Raw genomic sequence first — 15,747 nt, forward strand, 5'->3', positions numbered from 1 at the left:
GCACCCTGTATGTGGGCGCGCAGAATGAAAGCGGTGCGGCACAAACCTTTACCGTCGGTCAGGACCTGGTGAACAACGGTACGGTGAATATCGCTCACGGCAGCGTGGCGGGTAACGTACTGAATGTTAACGGGAACTACACCGGTAACGACGGTCTGATTAACTTCAACACCGTGCTAGGCGACGACAACTCCGTCACCGACAAACTGGTCGTTTCGGGTAACACCGCAGGCACCACTAACGTCAGCGTGACTAACGCAGGCGGCACCGGTGCGCAGACCCTGAACGGCATTGAGCTTATCAGTGTGGGTGGCCAGTCTGACGGTGAATTTAAACAGAAAGGGCGTATTGTGGCCGGTGCTTATGACTACGCGCTGGTGCGTGGTGAAGGTGGTAACAACGCCAACTGGTACCTGACCAATGCCGCGGATCCGATTACGCCAGTCGACCCGGTAGATCCAGTCAACCCAACAGATCCGACTGAGCCAAACGATCCAGAGAAGCCTGAGCAGATTATTCGCCCGGAAGCCGCGGTATATGGTGCGAACCTTGCAGCGGCTAACACCCTGTTTAATATGACGCTGCACGACCGTCTGGGGGAAACTCACTATGTTGATGCGTTCACAGGCCAGGAGCACGTCACCAGTTTGTGGCTCCGTCAGGTTGGTGGGCACAACCGCTCTCATGACAGCAGTGGGCAGAATAAAACCCAGGCGAATCGCTATGTGGCCCAATTGGGTGGCGATATTGCTCAGTGGAGCAGTGATGGCACCGATCGTTTCCATGTCGGTATCATGGGTGGTTATGCCAATCAAAGCAGCCATACCCGGAACCATATCAATGGCTACAAGGCTGATGGCAGCGTGGAAGGCTACAGCACCGGGTTATACGGTACCTGGTTCCAGGACAACGAAGCGAAAACAGGCGCTTATGTTGACAGCTGGGCACTGTATAACTGGTTTGATAACGAAGTCAGCGGGCAGGATATCGCCTCTGAATCTTATGAGTCAAAAGGTGTGACCGCTTCTGTAGAGACAGGCTATACGTGGAAACTGGGTGAGAGGAATGAGCGCGAAAGCTACTACATTCAACCTCAAGCGCAGGTCACCTGGATGGGTGTTACCAGTGACGACCACAAAGAAGCCAACGGAACCAACGTCCGCGCTGAAGGCGAAAATAATATTCAGACGCGACTGGGTGTCCGTGCCTTCATCAAAGGGCACAGCAAATTGGATGAAGGGAAAGAACGGTCCTTTGAACCCTTTGTTGAAGCAAACTGGATCCATAATACGGAAGAGTTTGGTGCCAGCCTGGATGGTGTCAGCGTTTACCAGGACGGAACCCGTGACATTGGTGAACTGAAGGTGGGTGTGGAAGCTAAACTCAGCAAGAGCACCAATTTGTGGGGAAATGTCGCCCAGCAAGTGGGTGGCGAAGGTTACAGCGATACCCAGGCAACAGTTGGCTTCAAAATGAGTTTCTAATTTCTTAGCCAATTTTCTGTTTTAATAACAGAAATGGCCCTGGTGATTTATAGCCAGGGCCAATTTTTAAATTCATGGAGTGTAACTGACCAAACTAATAACCCTGGCACAAGAGGCACAGGAGTATTCCTTACTGCCGATTTTTATTAATTATTTACTGACTTAGAAATATATTTATATTGGAAATTAAAAATGAAACTCATTAGAAATATCGCTTTATCAGCAATGATTTTACTTTCTGCAGTGGCTTGTAAAGATGATTCACCTCAGGGCACAAAAGTGCAGGATGGTGCTGCTTATATTACCATGCCTGAAGGCTATGCTAAAATGAGCGATAAATTACTCAAAACTAAATTCCCACAGCAAACGCCAAAGGAAGGATATGCAACTGCTGATACAACATCATCATTTGTATTTACGCTGACAGACAATAACGTGTCTGAAGAAGGTTTAGGCACACTCAAAGATATGATGAAAGTCCAATTTGATGATTTTGACCCTGAGATTACTGAAACTGTCATCGATGGCCGAAAATCTATCGTTATTAAAGTCACGACGCCTGCAAGCGATGGTGAAGTTAATAATATTATGTTGTTCACCAGCATTGATGGGAAAATGTTTCTCGCATCCTTTAACTGCATGAGCAAGGATAAAGAGAAATTTTATTCACAGGGTGAAAAAGCAATGATGTCTATCAAGTGGGGTTGATGTCTCTACTACAATTCATAAAATCATTGATTCCTGGCCTGAAAACGATAGGGTAGCGATACGAAAAGTAAGGAGAAAATTATGGCGCATCTTGAAGACGTTACAGCTCGCGTAGACGCGGCGATTAGCGAAAATGTCATTGAGCATATGAATCAGTTGCTGATTGTATTGAGCGACGATGCTGAACTGAATCGAGAAGATCGTTTCACCCAGCAGCAACGTTTGCGCATCGCTATCGCGCAAAAAGGTCATCATCACAAAGCGGAAGCCGAGCAACGCCGTGATGATTTAACCAAAGGCGGCACAATTATTTAAGCAATAATGCCGGGCGGCTCCGCCCGGCACCGTAATAATATCTTCAAGTCAAAACGGGCTGGTATTACACGCTTTGACCCATTCTTCGCTAACAGGATGCACAAAGTGCAGCTCACTGGCGTGTAGCATCAGCCGTGGAGTTTGTTCGGTTCCTGGCAACAAACGACCGCCATACAGATCGCAGCCCAAAATAGGGTGGCCCAACTGCTGACAGTGGATGCGGAGTTGATGAGTACGTCCGGTTTCAGGGGTGAGCTGTACCCGCGTCAATGGCAGTAACGTCCCGTCTTCCAACTCGTGATAAAAGCGCTCAACGACCTGATAGCCGGAGCGAGCGGGCTTACCGTTGATTGCGCAAATCGACATCAGCGGGAACAGCGCCGGGTCTTTGGCAATCGCGGCATCTATCACCCCTTCGTTGTCGTCAAGATGTCCGCAGAGCAGTGCGCTGTACACTTTAGTCACTGCGCGCTGGCTGAACTGTTGGCAAAGGGCTGCATTGATCGCTTTATTACGGGCAATCACCATCAGGCCGGAAGTGCCAAAATCAAGCCGGTGGACCAGGGTGCAGCCGGGGAATATCTGCACCAGCCGATGATGCACCGAATCTAGGTTTTGCGGGTTTTTCCCCGAGAGGCTGAGTAACCCGGCGGGTTTATTAACAAGCACCAGGTGATCGTCCTGATAAAGAATCTCGATCAGGTCTCGGCACGGTGGGGCGATAAAGGTATCGATAATCGAAGACATCAGGCAACCCGGATTCAGAATGGGAGCGGATGATAACGAATTTTAGGCCGACTGACGAATCGGGCTATTGGTCTGCTGGGCGCTGAATCGTCAGCATGGCTTCCAATCCGCGCTACACTCTAACGCTGAAATAAAAACCAACCCGCTAATTCTAAAGGGATAATGTATGTCTACTCGGGAATTATCCAAAATGGGCATAGCCACAGTGGCGCTTAATGTTGATGACGGGGGTCATCGGGTTATCGACAAATTTCCTGTCGGCGACGTTGAGTTCGCTTTTTATCAACACACTGCTGATGAGTTTAATCAGGAAGGGATCTCCACTCCACAGCTGATATCTGCCGATCCCACCCTGCGCAAGTTAAGACTGGAATATATCCCCAATCCGGTTGATCAGAGTGCTGTGGCAGGAGATGACGTATTGGCGATACTGGGGCGCTTACATCGCTATCCTGCAAATTTTGAATGGCGTTACCACCACCATTCATGGGCAGAGTCAGCGCTTGAAAAATCGCTCATTCTTTTGGTGTTACCGGACAAAACCGCGCAACAGTTACGACGCTTTCAACGCTGTAGTCATGTCCTGTTTTATAACCAATGTCTGGTTTCTGGCGATAGCAATGCTGGCAACTGGGGAAAAAGAGATAACGGCGATTTAGTGCTTTTCGACTGGGAAAGGTTCGGAACCGGGAGCCCAGCGATTGACCTGGCCCCACTCGTAAAGGGAATGGGAAGTAAGGAAACATTTATCGACCTTGCAGAACGCTATTGTCGTATTTCTTGTCAATACAAGCTCAATGATTTAGCGAGAGAAATCGCCATTGCCAAAGCATGGATTGTTACTGAGGTGATTACACTGCTTGATGAGCGACAAAAGACTGCCTTTCCGATTTATCTCAAGTGGTACAGGGAAAATCTTCCTGACTGGTTAGATAACACCGTAAAAATGCTTTGAATTGACTCAATCAAAATGCATAGGTGTTTGGGAGACAGGTGAGAGCCAAAAGCAAAAAGTCATAAAATTTAGTAGCTATACAAATGCGCTGAGTTGTTATGTTAATACGGGGTCGTCACTTAAAAAGGGAAATGTTCATGCACTCACATCCGCTACGCCAGATCATTGAATCGTGTGACAAGGCGATCTCTGCCAGGGACTTTGACTCTCTGATGGAGCATTATTCTGAAGATGCTGCTCTGGTGGTTAAGCCAGGCATGATTGTTAAAGGTAAAGATAATATCCGTAAAGCCTTCATTGCCATCTCTGATTATTTCCAGGATCAACTTACCGTAGAACAAGGGGATATGCAGGTTATAGAAGGTGGCGGCACCGCTCTTGTTATCATGGAAACAGTCCTTCGCTTTCCGGAGGATCTGCGTGGAGATACTGAAATAACACGTCGTGCAACCTATGTATTCCGAAAGGAAATGAATGGTCGCTGGATTTGTACAATCGACAATTCTTATGGTACTTCGCTTTTGGATACTGAGGCGGTCTAAATCGACGTTAAAAGCATGACAGTTTGAATGTCAGATTTTCGCTTTGAACTTAATTTTATTTCGGGCACTTACTGGAAACGGGCCAATAATTTGTGAACTCCGATCAACTAAAATACACATGCAGATGTGTACAAGAACTAAATCAGGCCGGATATATTATCTAATCATGACCTCCTCCATATGGAGCATCAAATGCCAGATTACTGTTTTTATAAAAAAGGTAAGCAAATCGTTGTACTTGAAAGATCAGACGTGGACGAAGCCTCTCAACTCACGGCTCAGGGTTATGAAAAGCAATTTGAAGAGGTCAGCGCCACTGATGAAAAACACGCGCTTGCCCGTTTTGCTGATATCCGCAGGGAAAAATGCATAGATCACCATAACTTCTTTGCCGGTGCAGGATCGCTGCCTTTGATCGGAGTTCTGACGGCAGCTGCTAATTATCTATTTCGGAAAAAATAGCCGAGGCATAAATGCCGTTTAGGATGGCAGCGGAACCGGTTTCGCTCCTCGTTAGTATTTGCTCTGTGCCAGAAGCTGACATGACAAATAATGTAGAAACGGTTGTTTAGGGTGTTCATTGATGGAAAACGAATAAGAAAAAGGATTCTTGCGAAAAGAACAGACCGGGCGATATGCACCCGGCCTAATGAATCAGTTTGATAAAGCGAATTCAATCGCTCGGCGGACAGTGACAATCTGCGCCCTGATACATTCCTCAGGAGAGGTTGCTGCGCTGTCGGGATAAACTTCTGTTGTCGTCGTAAAGGGGGCGTCAGTCATCGTCGCGCATAAATGGTATGCGTTATTGTCATATTCAACAATACCGTGGCTCGCCACCGGGTAACCAAACATATAGCCTTCATCATCTGAAGGTGCAATATGTGTCACTTCTTCGACAGCGGAAATGATTGCACGCTGGAAGTCCAGTCTTGAGTTCTGCTCGTCACTGACCAGGTAAAAGCCATCAGGGATAGTCCCTGGTACAAACTCAATCCCGTCTCTGGCGGCCAGAGCAGGGCGGTACTCATTTTCGTCCGAATCCGTCGTTTCATGTAAATCGACGTGCACGATAAACCGAGCTTTCAGTGAAGAGATGAACGCCATCAATGCCAGGGATTCTTCCGCTTTCCCTTCAGGGTAAAATTGCCTGTTAGGGTCGACAGCATCGTAGTTCCACCGCGCAATACGTTCATATGCCCAAGGGCTGACACAAGGGGCAACCAGCAGATTGACTTTACCCGCATACTCATTCTGACATTCCGATAAAAAGCCCAGTGCTCCCATAACACCGCTGGTTTCGTAACCGTGAACACCACCGGTAATGAGTGCGACAGGCAGATTATCGTCCCAGTTTTGTGATTTAACCGCCATCAATGGGTAAATATCTTCGTCGTAACGCAATTCGCCATACTGAACGATCTCATAGCGGTGTTTAAGCTTATGGAGCACGTCCAGGACATCATTCTTATAGAATCTGTAACGTGTCTGATTCTGTCGCCACTGTTGCTTTTCAAGTTCGGTCCAGGGTTGCCCTGGTGTACCTATTGGATAAAACTGATTCGTTGTCATATTTCACTCAAAGGAATAAAAAATTAATTTCAGGGGCGCAAGCGTCCTGGTCCCCAGATAGACAATATTATACTAAGCGAAATTGCCAGCATTACCTTCAATAGATGTTGTCGTCGTTTCCCTTGAATGTTTCTGGCACAACCCCTGTTTAACTTTTCCCCCTTCAAAGAATCCGATGATTTCAAACTTAACACATATGATTTATCATATGTGTGTACCAGGTGCATCGGAGAGACAAATGCTACAACCTGTTCAACTTTTCAAAATCCTGTCGGATGAAACACGGCTGGCTATCATCATGCTTCTCAGAGAGTCGGGAGAGCTATGCGTCTGTGATATCTGTGGGGCCACCTCAGAATCACAGCCTAAAATATCCCGGCACATGGCTATTTTACGCGAGGCTGGACTGGTTCTTGATCGTCGGGAAGGGAAGTGGATTCACTATCGTCTGTCTCCACACATGCCAGCCTGGGCTGCAGAAACGATCACCACAGCCTGGTTGTGTATGCGGGAAGAGGTTCGCGTGTGGCTGGCACAATCAGCCTGTACGTCATGCTAGTTTAAACAAAACACATACACGTAATCATATGTAATGGAGTCTGAGATGTTATTGGCAGGGAGTATTTTCTTACTGACGCTAATTCTGGTCATCTGGCAGCCCAGGGGGCTTAGCATTGGCTGGAGCGCGAGTATTGGCGCAGTGCTGGCTCTGGGGTTCGGTGTCATCCACATCGAGGATATTCCGGTTGTCTGGAATATAGTCTGGAACGCGACAGCGACATTTATCGCCGTGATTATTATCAGCCTGCTGCTCGATGAGTCAGGTTTCTTTGAATGGGCCGCACTGCATGTTTCTCGCTGGGGTAACGGGCGAGGGCGCCTACTGTTTACCTGGATTGTGTTGCTGGGTGCAGCAGTTGCTGCGCTATTTGCCAACGACGGTGCCGCGCTGATCCTGACGCCGATTGTGATTGCCATGCTACTCGCACTGGGGTTCAGCAAAGGTACTACGCTTGCCTTTGTCATGGCGGCAGGATTTATCGCCGATACCGCCAGCCTGCCGCTTATCGTTTCCAACCTGGTAAATATCGTTTCCGCTGACTTCTTCCAGCTTGGTTTTACTGACTATGCTTCAGTCATGATCCCCGTCGATATTGCTGCTATTGCAGCAACACTGGCTATGCTGCATCTCTTCTTTCGCCGGGATATTCCGACGACATATGACGTTTCGCTGCTGAAAGCGCCGGTTAGTGCAATTAAAGATCCGGCAACATTCAGGGCGGGCTGGATTGTTCTTTTGTTGCTTCTCGCCGGTTTCTTCATCATTGAGCCTCTGGGGATCCCAGTCAGTGCGATTGCTGCCGTTGGCGCAGTTATACTCTTTGCAGTGGCGAAAAAGGGCCATGCCATTAATACCGGGAAAGTGTTGCGCGGTGCGCCATGGCAAATCGTCATTTTTTCGCTTGGGATGTATCTGGTGGTATACGGTCTGCGCAATGCAGGGCTCACGGAATATCTTTCATATCTACTGAACCAATTGGCAGATAAGGGATTATGGGCTGCGACGTTTGGTACCGGCTTCCTGACCGCATTTCTGTCGTCTGTCATGAACAATATGCCTACGGTACTGATTGGCGCATTGTCGATTGAAGGGAGCACGGCTTCTGGCGTTGTCAGAGAGGCAATGATTTACGCCAATGTGATTGGCTGCGACTTAGGTCCCAAAATAACCCCAATTGGTAGCCTGGCGACATTACTGTGGTTGCATGTACTTTCACAGAAAAATATGACGATCACCTGGGGATATTATTTCCGCACCGGCGTGATCATGACTCTGCCTGTTCTGTTTGTCACTCTGGCCGCGCTGGCGTTGCGGCTCTCTGTCACTTTGTAATGAGATATTGATATGAGCAACATAACTATTTATCACAACCCAGCCTGCGGCACTTCACGTAACACGCTGGAGTTGATTCGCAATAGCGGCAATGAACCGACAATTATTTATTATCTCGATACTCCACCGTCTCACGATGAACTGCTCAAACTGATTGCAGATATGGGGATTTCGGTGCGGGCGTTGTTGCGTAAGAACGTTGAACCTTACGAGCAGCTCGGTCTTGCTGATGGGGATTTTACTGACGAGCAACTGATTGAATTTATGCTTCAGCATCCAATTCTGATTAATCGTCCCATCGTTGTGACCCCACTGGGCACCCGCTTGTGTCGCCCTTCAGAAATTGTGCTGGATATCTTGCCAGAGCCACAAAAAGGGGCATTCGTGAAGGAAGACGGTGAAAAAGTTATTGATGAAGCAGGGAAGCCAATTAAATAACGGCGTTGGGAAATAAATCTGTTTCAGAGAGGGGTAATTCTTTAGGGAATTACCCCTTGCACCATAATAATTAAACAAAGTGGCGTTACGCGCTTAAATAGTGCGAAATAAGATAAGAAAATATTATATCTTCTATTATCTTTAGGAATAACAATAAATTAAATAACTGGCATGGTAAATGCTTTATCCCTCTCATCATGTATACCAGATGGGATGCGAGTTTATGCCAGTATCAACTTTGTCTGAATGGGTCACCCATTACCGCCAGCAACCACAACAACTTGTGGCGGCATATCAGCAATTAGATGCAGATTTATCTCGTGACGATAACGCCTGGATTTATATCGCATCGCATGACGAAATCTATGCGCAATTAACCACAATTTTTCAGGCGATTAATTCAGGCGAAAAACAAGCGAGCGACTTTGCTTTATTAGGTGTTCCCTTTGCGGCGAAAGACAATATTGATGTTGCCGGAATGCCAACCAGCGCGGGGTGTCCTGCTTTTACGTATCAACCGGGTAAAGACGCAACCGTCATTGCCCGTCTGAAAGCCGCAGGTGCGATTGTCGTGGGTAAAACTAACCTCGATCAATTTGCCACCGGGCTTGTTGGCACGCGTTCACCCTTTGGCGCAGTCAAAAACACCTTCAATCCTGAGTATGTTAGCGGTGGCTCAAGTTCGGGTTCAGCCTCGGTGGTGGCTCGTGGGCTGGTTTGTTTCTCGCTGGGAACGGATACCGCAGGCTCCGGGCGCGTACCGGCGGGTTTTAACAATCTTGTTGGCCTGAAACCGACCAAAGGCTGGGTTTCCACCACGGGAGTGGTTCCCGCTTGCCGCCTGAATGACTGCGTATCGGTATTCGCATTAACCGTTGAGGATGCGGAAACCGTTGTGGCCGTAGCGGGTGGTTACGATCCACAAGATCCCTATTCACGCACTAACCCACAGACGGCTCCGGCGCGTTTTAGCGAAAAACCGCGATTTGCCGTTCCCGATACGCTTGAGTTTTTTGGTGATAGCCAAAGTCAGGTGGCATTCGTCAAAACGCTGGGACGTTTACAACAGCAAGGTGTGGAACTGGTATCGATTGATTTTAGTGCCTTCAACCAGCTCGCTGAGCAGTTGTATAACGGCGCTTGGGTGGCTGAGCGCACCGTGGCGATAGGGGATATTTTTAAAAACCAGCCGGAAGCCATGGACCCGACCGTGCGCGGTATTGTGGCAAATGGCCTGAACTACACAGCGTGCGACGCCTGGCAGGCGGAATATACTCGCGCTGAACTGGCACAAAAAATTAATGACCAGTTGCGTGAGTTCGATGCGCTCCTGGTGCCGACTTCACCGACGATTCATACCCTGGCTGAGATGGCCCAGCACCCCGTGCGATATAACTCGCAATTTGGCACTTACACCAACTTCACTAATCTGGCCGATCTCTGCGCACTTGCATTACCGGGTGATTTCCGTAATGACGGCTTACCCGCTGGCATCACGCTTATCGCCCCTGCATGGCACGACCAGGCACTGAGCCATTTCGGCAAAAGCTGGCAGCAGGCGCTGAACCTACAGTTGGGTGCGACCGGCAAAACCCTTTCTGTGAGCAACACCGCAAAAGCTTCAACAAATCACGTTCGCGTTGCGGTCGTAGGCGCACACCTGCGCGAAATGCCGCTTAACCACCAGCTCACCACGCGAAATGCGGTGTTTATCGAAGAAACCCGCACCGCTGACCATTACCGCCTTTATGCATTAGCCAACACCCAACCACCAAAGCCGGGCCTTGTGCGTCACGCCGAAGGGCAGCCGATTGCGGTCGAACTGTGGGATATCCCCCTGGCGCGGTTTGGTGAGTTTGTTGCGGAAATCCCTGCACCGCTTGGGATCGGCACGTTGATGCTTGAAAACGGTGCGAGCGTGAAGGGGTTTATTTGCGAACCCGCAGCACTACTGGACGCCACGGATATCACCGCGTGGGGCGGCTGGAAAGCCTGGCTTGCCCGTCACCACAGCGCCTGAGGAGGAATTATGTTGAGCTCGGTATTGATAGCAAATCGCGGTGAAATCGCCGTTCGCGCCATTAAAACGTTGAAGAAAATGGGCATCGCAAGCGTAGCGGTTTATTCCGAACCGGACGCCAACGCTCAGCATGTGGTGAATGCCGACACCGCCATCGCGCTAGGTGGCGAAAAGGCGGCGGAAAGCTATCTCGACATCGAAAAGATTATTGCAGCAGCAAAAGCCAGCGGCGCACAGGCGATATTTCCAGGCTACGGGTTTTTATCTGAACGCGCCGAGTTTGCGCAAGCCTGTGAGGACAATGGCCTGGTTTTCATCGGGCCGACCGCCGAGCAAATTCGCGATTTTGGCCTGAAACATCGCGCACGCGAACTGGCGTTTAAAGCCGATGTGCCGATGACGCCGGGCACTGGCCTGTTGCAGACGCTCAAAGAGGCGCAGCTCGCGGCGGCGGAAATCGGTTATCCAGTGATGCTGAAAACTACTGCGGGCGGCGGGGGAATTGGCTTAACGCGCTGCGAAGACGAAGCGAGTTTAGTGGATGCTTGGTCGAGCGTAAAACGCATGGGGCAACAGTTTTTCAGCGATGATGGCGTGTTTATCGAGCGTTTTGTCGATCGCGCCCGTCATCTCGAAGTCCAAATTTTTGGCGATGGTAAAGGCAATGTGGTGGCGTTAGGGGAACGCGATTGTTCACTGCAACGCCGCAACCAGAAAGTCGTTGAAGAAACTCCGGCACCCAACTTGCCGCAGGCCACGCGCGAAGCGATTCATGCTGCTGCGGTTGCGCTCGGCGAATCGGTGAATTATCGCAGCGCGGGAACGGTTGAGTTTATTTACGATGCCGCGCGTGACGCTTTCTATTTCCTTGAAGTGAATACCCGGTTGCAGGTTGAGCATCCGGTGACTGAAATGGTCACCGGGCTGGATCTTATCGAGTGCATGGTGAATGTTGCCTCGGGCGTGACCCCTGACTGGCAGCGTATGGTGCAACCGCCGAAAGGCGCATCCATTGAAGTGCGCATTTATGCTGAAGATGCGCTGAAAAACTTCCAGCCGAGTCCTGGCGTGTTGACGGATGTGTTCTTCCCGGACGATGTTCGCGTCGATGGTTGGGTGACGACCGGCAGCGAAGTCAGCGCATTCTACGATCCGTTGATCGCCAAAGTGATCGTTTATGGCGAAGACCGCCAGCAGGCGTTAAGTCAACTGAACACGGCACTGGCGGCCACGCGTTTGCACGGTATCGCCACCAATCTGGATTACCTGCGTCAAATCGTACAGCTGGCGGAATTTAAAGCCGGAGTCATGTGGACGCGCTTGCTGGACAACGTTGTCTATCAGGCGCATGCCATTGAGGTGCTGGACCCCGGAACCTGGAGTAGCGTGCAGGATAGCCCTGGCCGCTTGGGTTACTGGGACATTGGCGTGCCGCCCTCCGGCCCAATGGACGATTTTGCCTTCCGCCTGGCAAACCGCATTGTCGGCAACCATCCGTCAGCCGCCGGGCTTGAATTTACTCTGCAAGGGCCGACACTTCGTTTCCACAGTGACGCGATTATCGCTTTAACCGGGGCCGATTGCCCGGCGACACTTGATGATGAGGCGGTTGCGAACTGGCAGCCGATTATCGTTAAAGCGGGGCAGACACTGACGCTGGGGCGTGCGACTTCCGGTTGCCGTACCTATCTGGCGGTGCGTAACGGCTTTGATGTGCCGATTTATCTCGGCAGTCGTTCGACGTTTGCTCTCGGGCAGTTTGGTGGCCATGCAGGACGAACGTTGCGAGTAGCGGATGTGCTGGCGATTTCCCAACCTTGTTTACCAGCCTGCACCACACCGGCACCGATTTCGTTGCCGCAAACGCCAGAGCCTGCGGTTATCCCGCAATATAGCGATGTCTGGGAAATTGGCGTGTTGTACGGGCCGCACGGCGCGCCGGACTTCTTCACTCCCGAATCCATGCAGACTTTTTTTGATGCCGAGTGGCAGGTTCACTACAACTCAAACCGCCTTGGTGTACGTCTGGTTGGCCCGAAACCGCAGTGGACACGCGCTGACGGCGGCGAAGCTGGGCTGCATCCTTCGAACGTTCACGACTGCGAATACGCGATTGGTGCGGTGAATTTTACCGGCGATTTCCCCGTGATCCTGACGTGCGATGGCCCCAGCCTGGGCGGGTTCGTTTGCCCGGTGACGATCGCCAAAGCGGAGCTTTGGAAAGTCGGGCAGGTGAAACCTGGGGACCGAATTCGTTTCCATGCGATTACGTTTGAACACGCGCAGTCGCTGGAAATAGCCCAGGACGTGGCGGTGACTAATTTGCTGCACGTTCTGACGTTGCCGGATTTGCATCCGTCAATTACGCCTGGGACCACTTCAAGTGCGGCAATCCTCGCAGAATTAGCCACGGCTGGCGGTTTGCCCGCCGTGGTTTATCGCCAGGCGGGTGATAACTACGTGCTGATTGAGTACGGCGACAATGTGCTGGATTTGGCCCTGCGCCTGCGGATTTATCTGCTGATGGAGGCTATCAAAAAGAGCGCCGTGTCGGGCATTGAAGAGCTTTCCCCTGGTGTGCGTTCGCTTCAGGTACGTTACGACAGCCAGCATATTTCGCAGGCGCAGTTGCTGACGTTATTGCTGAGCCTGGAAAAGCAGTTGGGGGATGTCACCCAACTCAAAATCCCATCGCGCATTGTCCATCTGCCGATGGCATTTGAAGACAGCGCCACGCTTGCCGCCGTTGAACGTTACAAAGAAACGGTTCGCGCCGATGCGCCGTGGTTGCCGAATAACGTCGATTTCATTCAACGCACCAATGGGTTAGCCAACCGCGACGAAGTAAAACGGATCATCTTCGACGCTAGCTATTTGATTCTCGGGTTGGGTGATGTCTATCTCGGCGCGCCATGCGCTGTGCCTCTTGACCCGCGCCACCGTTTACTCAGCTCTAAATACAACCCCGCCCGAACCTGGACTGCGGAAGGCACCGTCGGCATTGGCGGTATGTACATGTGCATCTACGGCATGGATTCACCCGGTGGATACCAGTTAGTCGGGCGCACGCTGCCGATCTGGAACACTTTCCTCAAGAACGATCAGTTTGGTGATGAACCCTGGCTGCTGAAGTTCTTCGATCAGGTGCGTTTCTATCCGGTGACAGAAGAGGAGCTAACCGAGTTCCGCTGCGCCTTCCGCGAAGGACGTGCGCAGGTTCACGTTGAAGAAGTTGAGTTCGATTTCGCCGAATACCAGCAGTTCCTCATTGATAACACCGATGACATCGCGGACTTCCGCGTCCGTCAGAAACGGGCGTTTGACAGCGAAGTAGCGCACTGGAAAGAGCAGGAAAGTGCTGCCGTTGAGAGCGCGATGCTTGCGGAACAAGAGGTGATTGACGATCAGGAAGGCCATCTGGTGAGTGCCGATCTGAACGGCAATATCTGGAAGATTCTTGTTGAACCAGGACAAGTCGTGAAGCAGGGCGAGCCGCTGATTGTGGTGGAAGCCATGAAGATGGAGCTGATGGTCGCGGCACCCTGCGACGGCACCGTTATCCGCATCAGTTGCCAACAGGGTCGTCCGGTTGGGCCAGGTGATGCGTTGTTGTGGTTGGACGCGGTGTGAAAGCCGTCAAACTTAATACTCTGGGAGTGAAACATATGCAACGTCGTACTTTCATTAAAGTTTTTGCGCTGTCCGCATCTGTAATCAGCATGGGTTTGGCTTTCAATGCGCAGGCCGCCGACACGATTAAAGTGGGCATCATGCACTCGCTGTCCGGCACCATGGCTATCTCTGAAACGCCGCTCAAAGATGTGGCGTTGATGACTATCGCTGACATTAACGCCAAAGGCGGTGTATTGGGGAAACAGCTTGAACCGGTGGTGGTTGACCCAGCCTCTAACTGGCCGCTGTTTGCTGAAAAAGCACGCCAGTTATTAAGCCAGGATAAAGCGGCAGTGGTGTTCGGCTGTTGGACTTCGGTATCGCGCAAATCGGTGTTGCCGGTATTTGAAGAGCTGAACGGGCTGTTGTTCTATCCGGTGCAATACGAAGGCGAAGAGATGTCGCCAAACGTGTTCTATACCGGGGCAGCACCTAATCAGCAGGCAATCCCGGCGGTGGAATACCTGATGAGCGAAGACGGCGGGGCGGCGAAACGCTACTTCCTGTTGGGCACGGATTACGTTTATCCGCGCACCACCAACAAAATCCTGCGAGCGTTCCTGCATTCCAAAGGGGTGCAGGATAAAGATATCGAAGAAGTTTATACCCCGTTTGGGTACAGCGATTACCAGACCATCGTTTCCAATATCAAGAAGTTCTCCGCAGGCGGTAAAACAGCGGTGATATCAACCATCAATGGCGATTCCAACGTGCCTTTCTACAAGGAGCTGGCAAACCAGGGCCTGAAAGCAACCGATGTGCCGGTGGTGGCGTTCTCAGTGGGTGAAGAAGAGTTACGCGGCATCGATACCAAACCGTTAGTCGGCAACCTGGCGGCATGGAACTACTTCGAGTCGGTCGAAAACCCAACCAACAAAGCGTTTGTCGCCGAGTGGAAGGCGTATGCCAAAGCGCACAAGCTGCCGAATGCTGACACGGTGGTGACTAATGACCCAATGGAAGCGACGTATGTCGGGATTCATATGTGGGCGCAAGCGGTGGAAAAAGCCGGAACTACGGACGTCGACAAAGTCCGCGCGGCGATGGCAGGGCAAACCTTCAAAGCTCCGTCTGGCTTTACGTTGACCATGGATGCCACCAACCACCATCTGCATAAACCGGTGATGATTGGCGAAATCGAAGGTAACGGTCAGTTCAATGTGGTGTGGCAGACCGATGCACCGGTCCGCGCGCAGCCATGGAGCCCGTTCATTACAGGCAACGACAAGAAGTCGCAAGAGCCGGTGAAAATGGCGAGTAATTAAGTTCGCATTGACTCGATCGATCCCCTCTCCCTTGAGGGAGAGGGTTAGGGTGAGGGGGAAATATTAGGCGCGGGTCGCCCTCACCCCGGCCCTCTCCCCCAGGAGAGGGGGAAGTCAATGAAACCAAAGGAGACG

General features: G+C 50.9%; 14 protein-coding genes. 12 read left to right on the plus strand and 2 right to left on the minus strand.

Translation table 11 applies throughout. From position 1 onward, the window contains the following. The 3 genes from BSPA111_RS00005 to BSPA111_RS00015 form a co-directional block, all read left to right on the plus strand. The coding region (locus tag BSPA111_RS00005; protein ID WP_183269174.1) for an autotransporter outer membrane beta-barrel domain-containing protein at positions 1-1,484 on the plus strand (1,484 nt) is incomplete at its 5' end. A 192-nt stretch (positions 1,485-1,676) separates the two neighbouring features. Then, a complete protein-coding gene (locus BSPA111_RS00010; RefSeq protein WP_183269175.1) occupies positions 1,677-2,192 on the plus strand; it encodes a hypothetical protein in 516 nt (171 codons plus the stop codon). An 81-nt stretch (positions 2,193-2,273) separates the two neighbouring features. Next, complete coding sequence (locus BSPA111_RS00015) at positions 2,274-2,507, plus strand: DUF2526 family protein (RefSeq protein WP_183269176.1); 234 nt, start codon at positions 2,274-2,276, stop codon at positions 2,505-2,507. A gap of 48 nt (positions 2,508-2,555) precedes the next feature. On the opposite strand, the gene BSPA111_RS00020 is transcribed toward BSPA111_RS00015, so the two are convergent. Beyond that, positions 2,556-3,254 carry an RluA family pseudouridine synthase gene (locus BSPA111_RS00020; RefSeq protein ID WP_183269177.1) on the minus strand — a complete coding sequence of 233 codons (699 nt, stop codon included), beginning with the start codon at positions 3,252-3,254 and terminating at the stop codon, positions 2,556-2,558. A 166-nt stretch (positions 3,255-3,420) separates the two neighbouring features. Here BSPA111_RS00020 and BSPA111_RS00025 point away from each other — a divergent pair, with 166 nt between their 5' ends. The 3 genes from BSPA111_RS00025 to BSPA111_RS00035 all read left to right on the plus strand — a co-directional run bounded on the left by BSPA111_RS00025 (position 3,421) and on the right by BSPA111_RS00035 (position 5,213). Beyond that, positions 3,421-4,209 (plus strand): phosphotransferase family protein, encoded by a 789-nt coding sequence (locus BSPA111_RS00025; RefSeq protein WP_183269178.1) that lies wholly within the window; start codon positions 3,421-3,423, stop codon positions 4,207-4,209. A gap of 137 nt (positions 4,210-4,346) precedes the next feature. Beyond that, positions 4,347-4,751 (plus strand): SgcJ/EcaC family oxidoreductase, encoded by a 405-nt coding sequence (locus tag BSPA111_RS00030; RefSeq protein ID WP_183269179.1) that lies wholly within the window; start codon positions 4,347-4,349, stop codon positions 4,749-4,751. Between the two features lie 192 nt (positions 4,752-4,943). Then, a complete protein-coding gene (locus tag BSPA111_RS00035; RefSeq protein WP_183269180.1) occupies positions 4,944-5,213 on the plus strand; it encodes a hypothetical protein in 270 nt (89 codons plus the stop codon). A 192-nt stretch (positions 5,214-5,405) separates the two neighbouring features. On the opposite strand, the gene BSPA111_RS00040 is transcribed toward BSPA111_RS00035, so the two are convergent. Beyond that, positions 5,406-6,323: a M14 family metallocarboxypeptidase gene (locus BSPA111_RS00040; protein ID WP_183269181.1), complete on the minus strand. Its 918-nt coding sequence runs from the start codon at positions 6,321-6,323 to the stop codon at positions 5,406-5,408. A 238-nt stretch (positions 6,324-6,561) separates the two neighbouring features. Here BSPA111_RS00040 and BSPA111_RS00045 point away from each other — a divergent pair, with 238 nt between their 5' ends. The 6 genes from BSPA111_RS00045 to urtA all read left to right on the plus strand — a co-directional run bounded on the left by BSPA111_RS00045 (position 6,562) and on the right by urtA (position 15,612). Then, on the plus strand, positions 6,562-6,882 hold the full coding sequence (locus tag BSPA111_RS00045; protein WP_183269182.1) for a transcriptional regulator: 321 nt from the start codon (positions 6,562-6,564) through the stop codon (positions 6,880-6,882). A gap of 45 nt (positions 6,883-6,927) precedes the next feature. Then, positions 6,928-8,217: an arsenic transporter gene (locus BSPA111_RS00050; protein WP_183269183.1), complete on the plus strand. Its 1,290-nt coding sequence runs from the start codon at positions 6,928-6,930 to the stop codon at positions 8,215-8,217. 12 nt (positions 8,218-8,229) lie between these two features. Next, complete coding sequence (gene arsC / locus BSPA111_RS00055) at positions 8,230-8,655, plus strand: glutaredoxin-dependent arsenate reductase (RefSeq protein WP_183269184.1); 426 nt, start codon at positions 8,230-8,232, stop codon at positions 8,653-8,655. A gap of 223 nt (positions 8,656-8,878) precedes the next feature. Then, positions 8,879-10,675 carry an allophanate hydrolase gene (gene atzF / locus BSPA111_RS00060; RefSeq protein WP_183269185.1) on the plus strand — a complete coding sequence of 599 codons (1,797 nt, stop codon included), beginning with the start codon at positions 8,879-8,881 and terminating at the stop codon, positions 10,673-10,675. Positions 10,676-10,684: 9 nt separating this feature from the next. Continuing rightward, positions 10,685-14,305: an urea carboxylase gene (uca, locus tag BSPA111_RS00065; protein WP_183269186.1), complete on the plus strand. Its 3,621-nt coding sequence runs from the start codon at positions 10,685-10,687 to the stop codon at positions 14,303-14,305. Positions 14,306-14,340: 35 nt separating this feature from the next. After that, entirely contained in the window at positions 14,341-15,612 is a 1,272-nt protein-coding gene (gene urtA / locus BSPA111_RS00070; protein ID WP_183269187.1) for an urea ABC transporter substrate-binding protein, read from the plus strand. Positions 15,613-15,747: the final 135 nt, after the last annotated feature.

Origin of the sequence: Buttiauxella sp. A111 (genome assembly GCF_014189855.1) — a bacterium.
Classification (GTDB): Bacteria; Pseudomonadota; Gammaproteobacteria; order Enterobacterales; family Enterobacteriaceae; genus Buttiauxella; species Buttiauxella selenatireducens.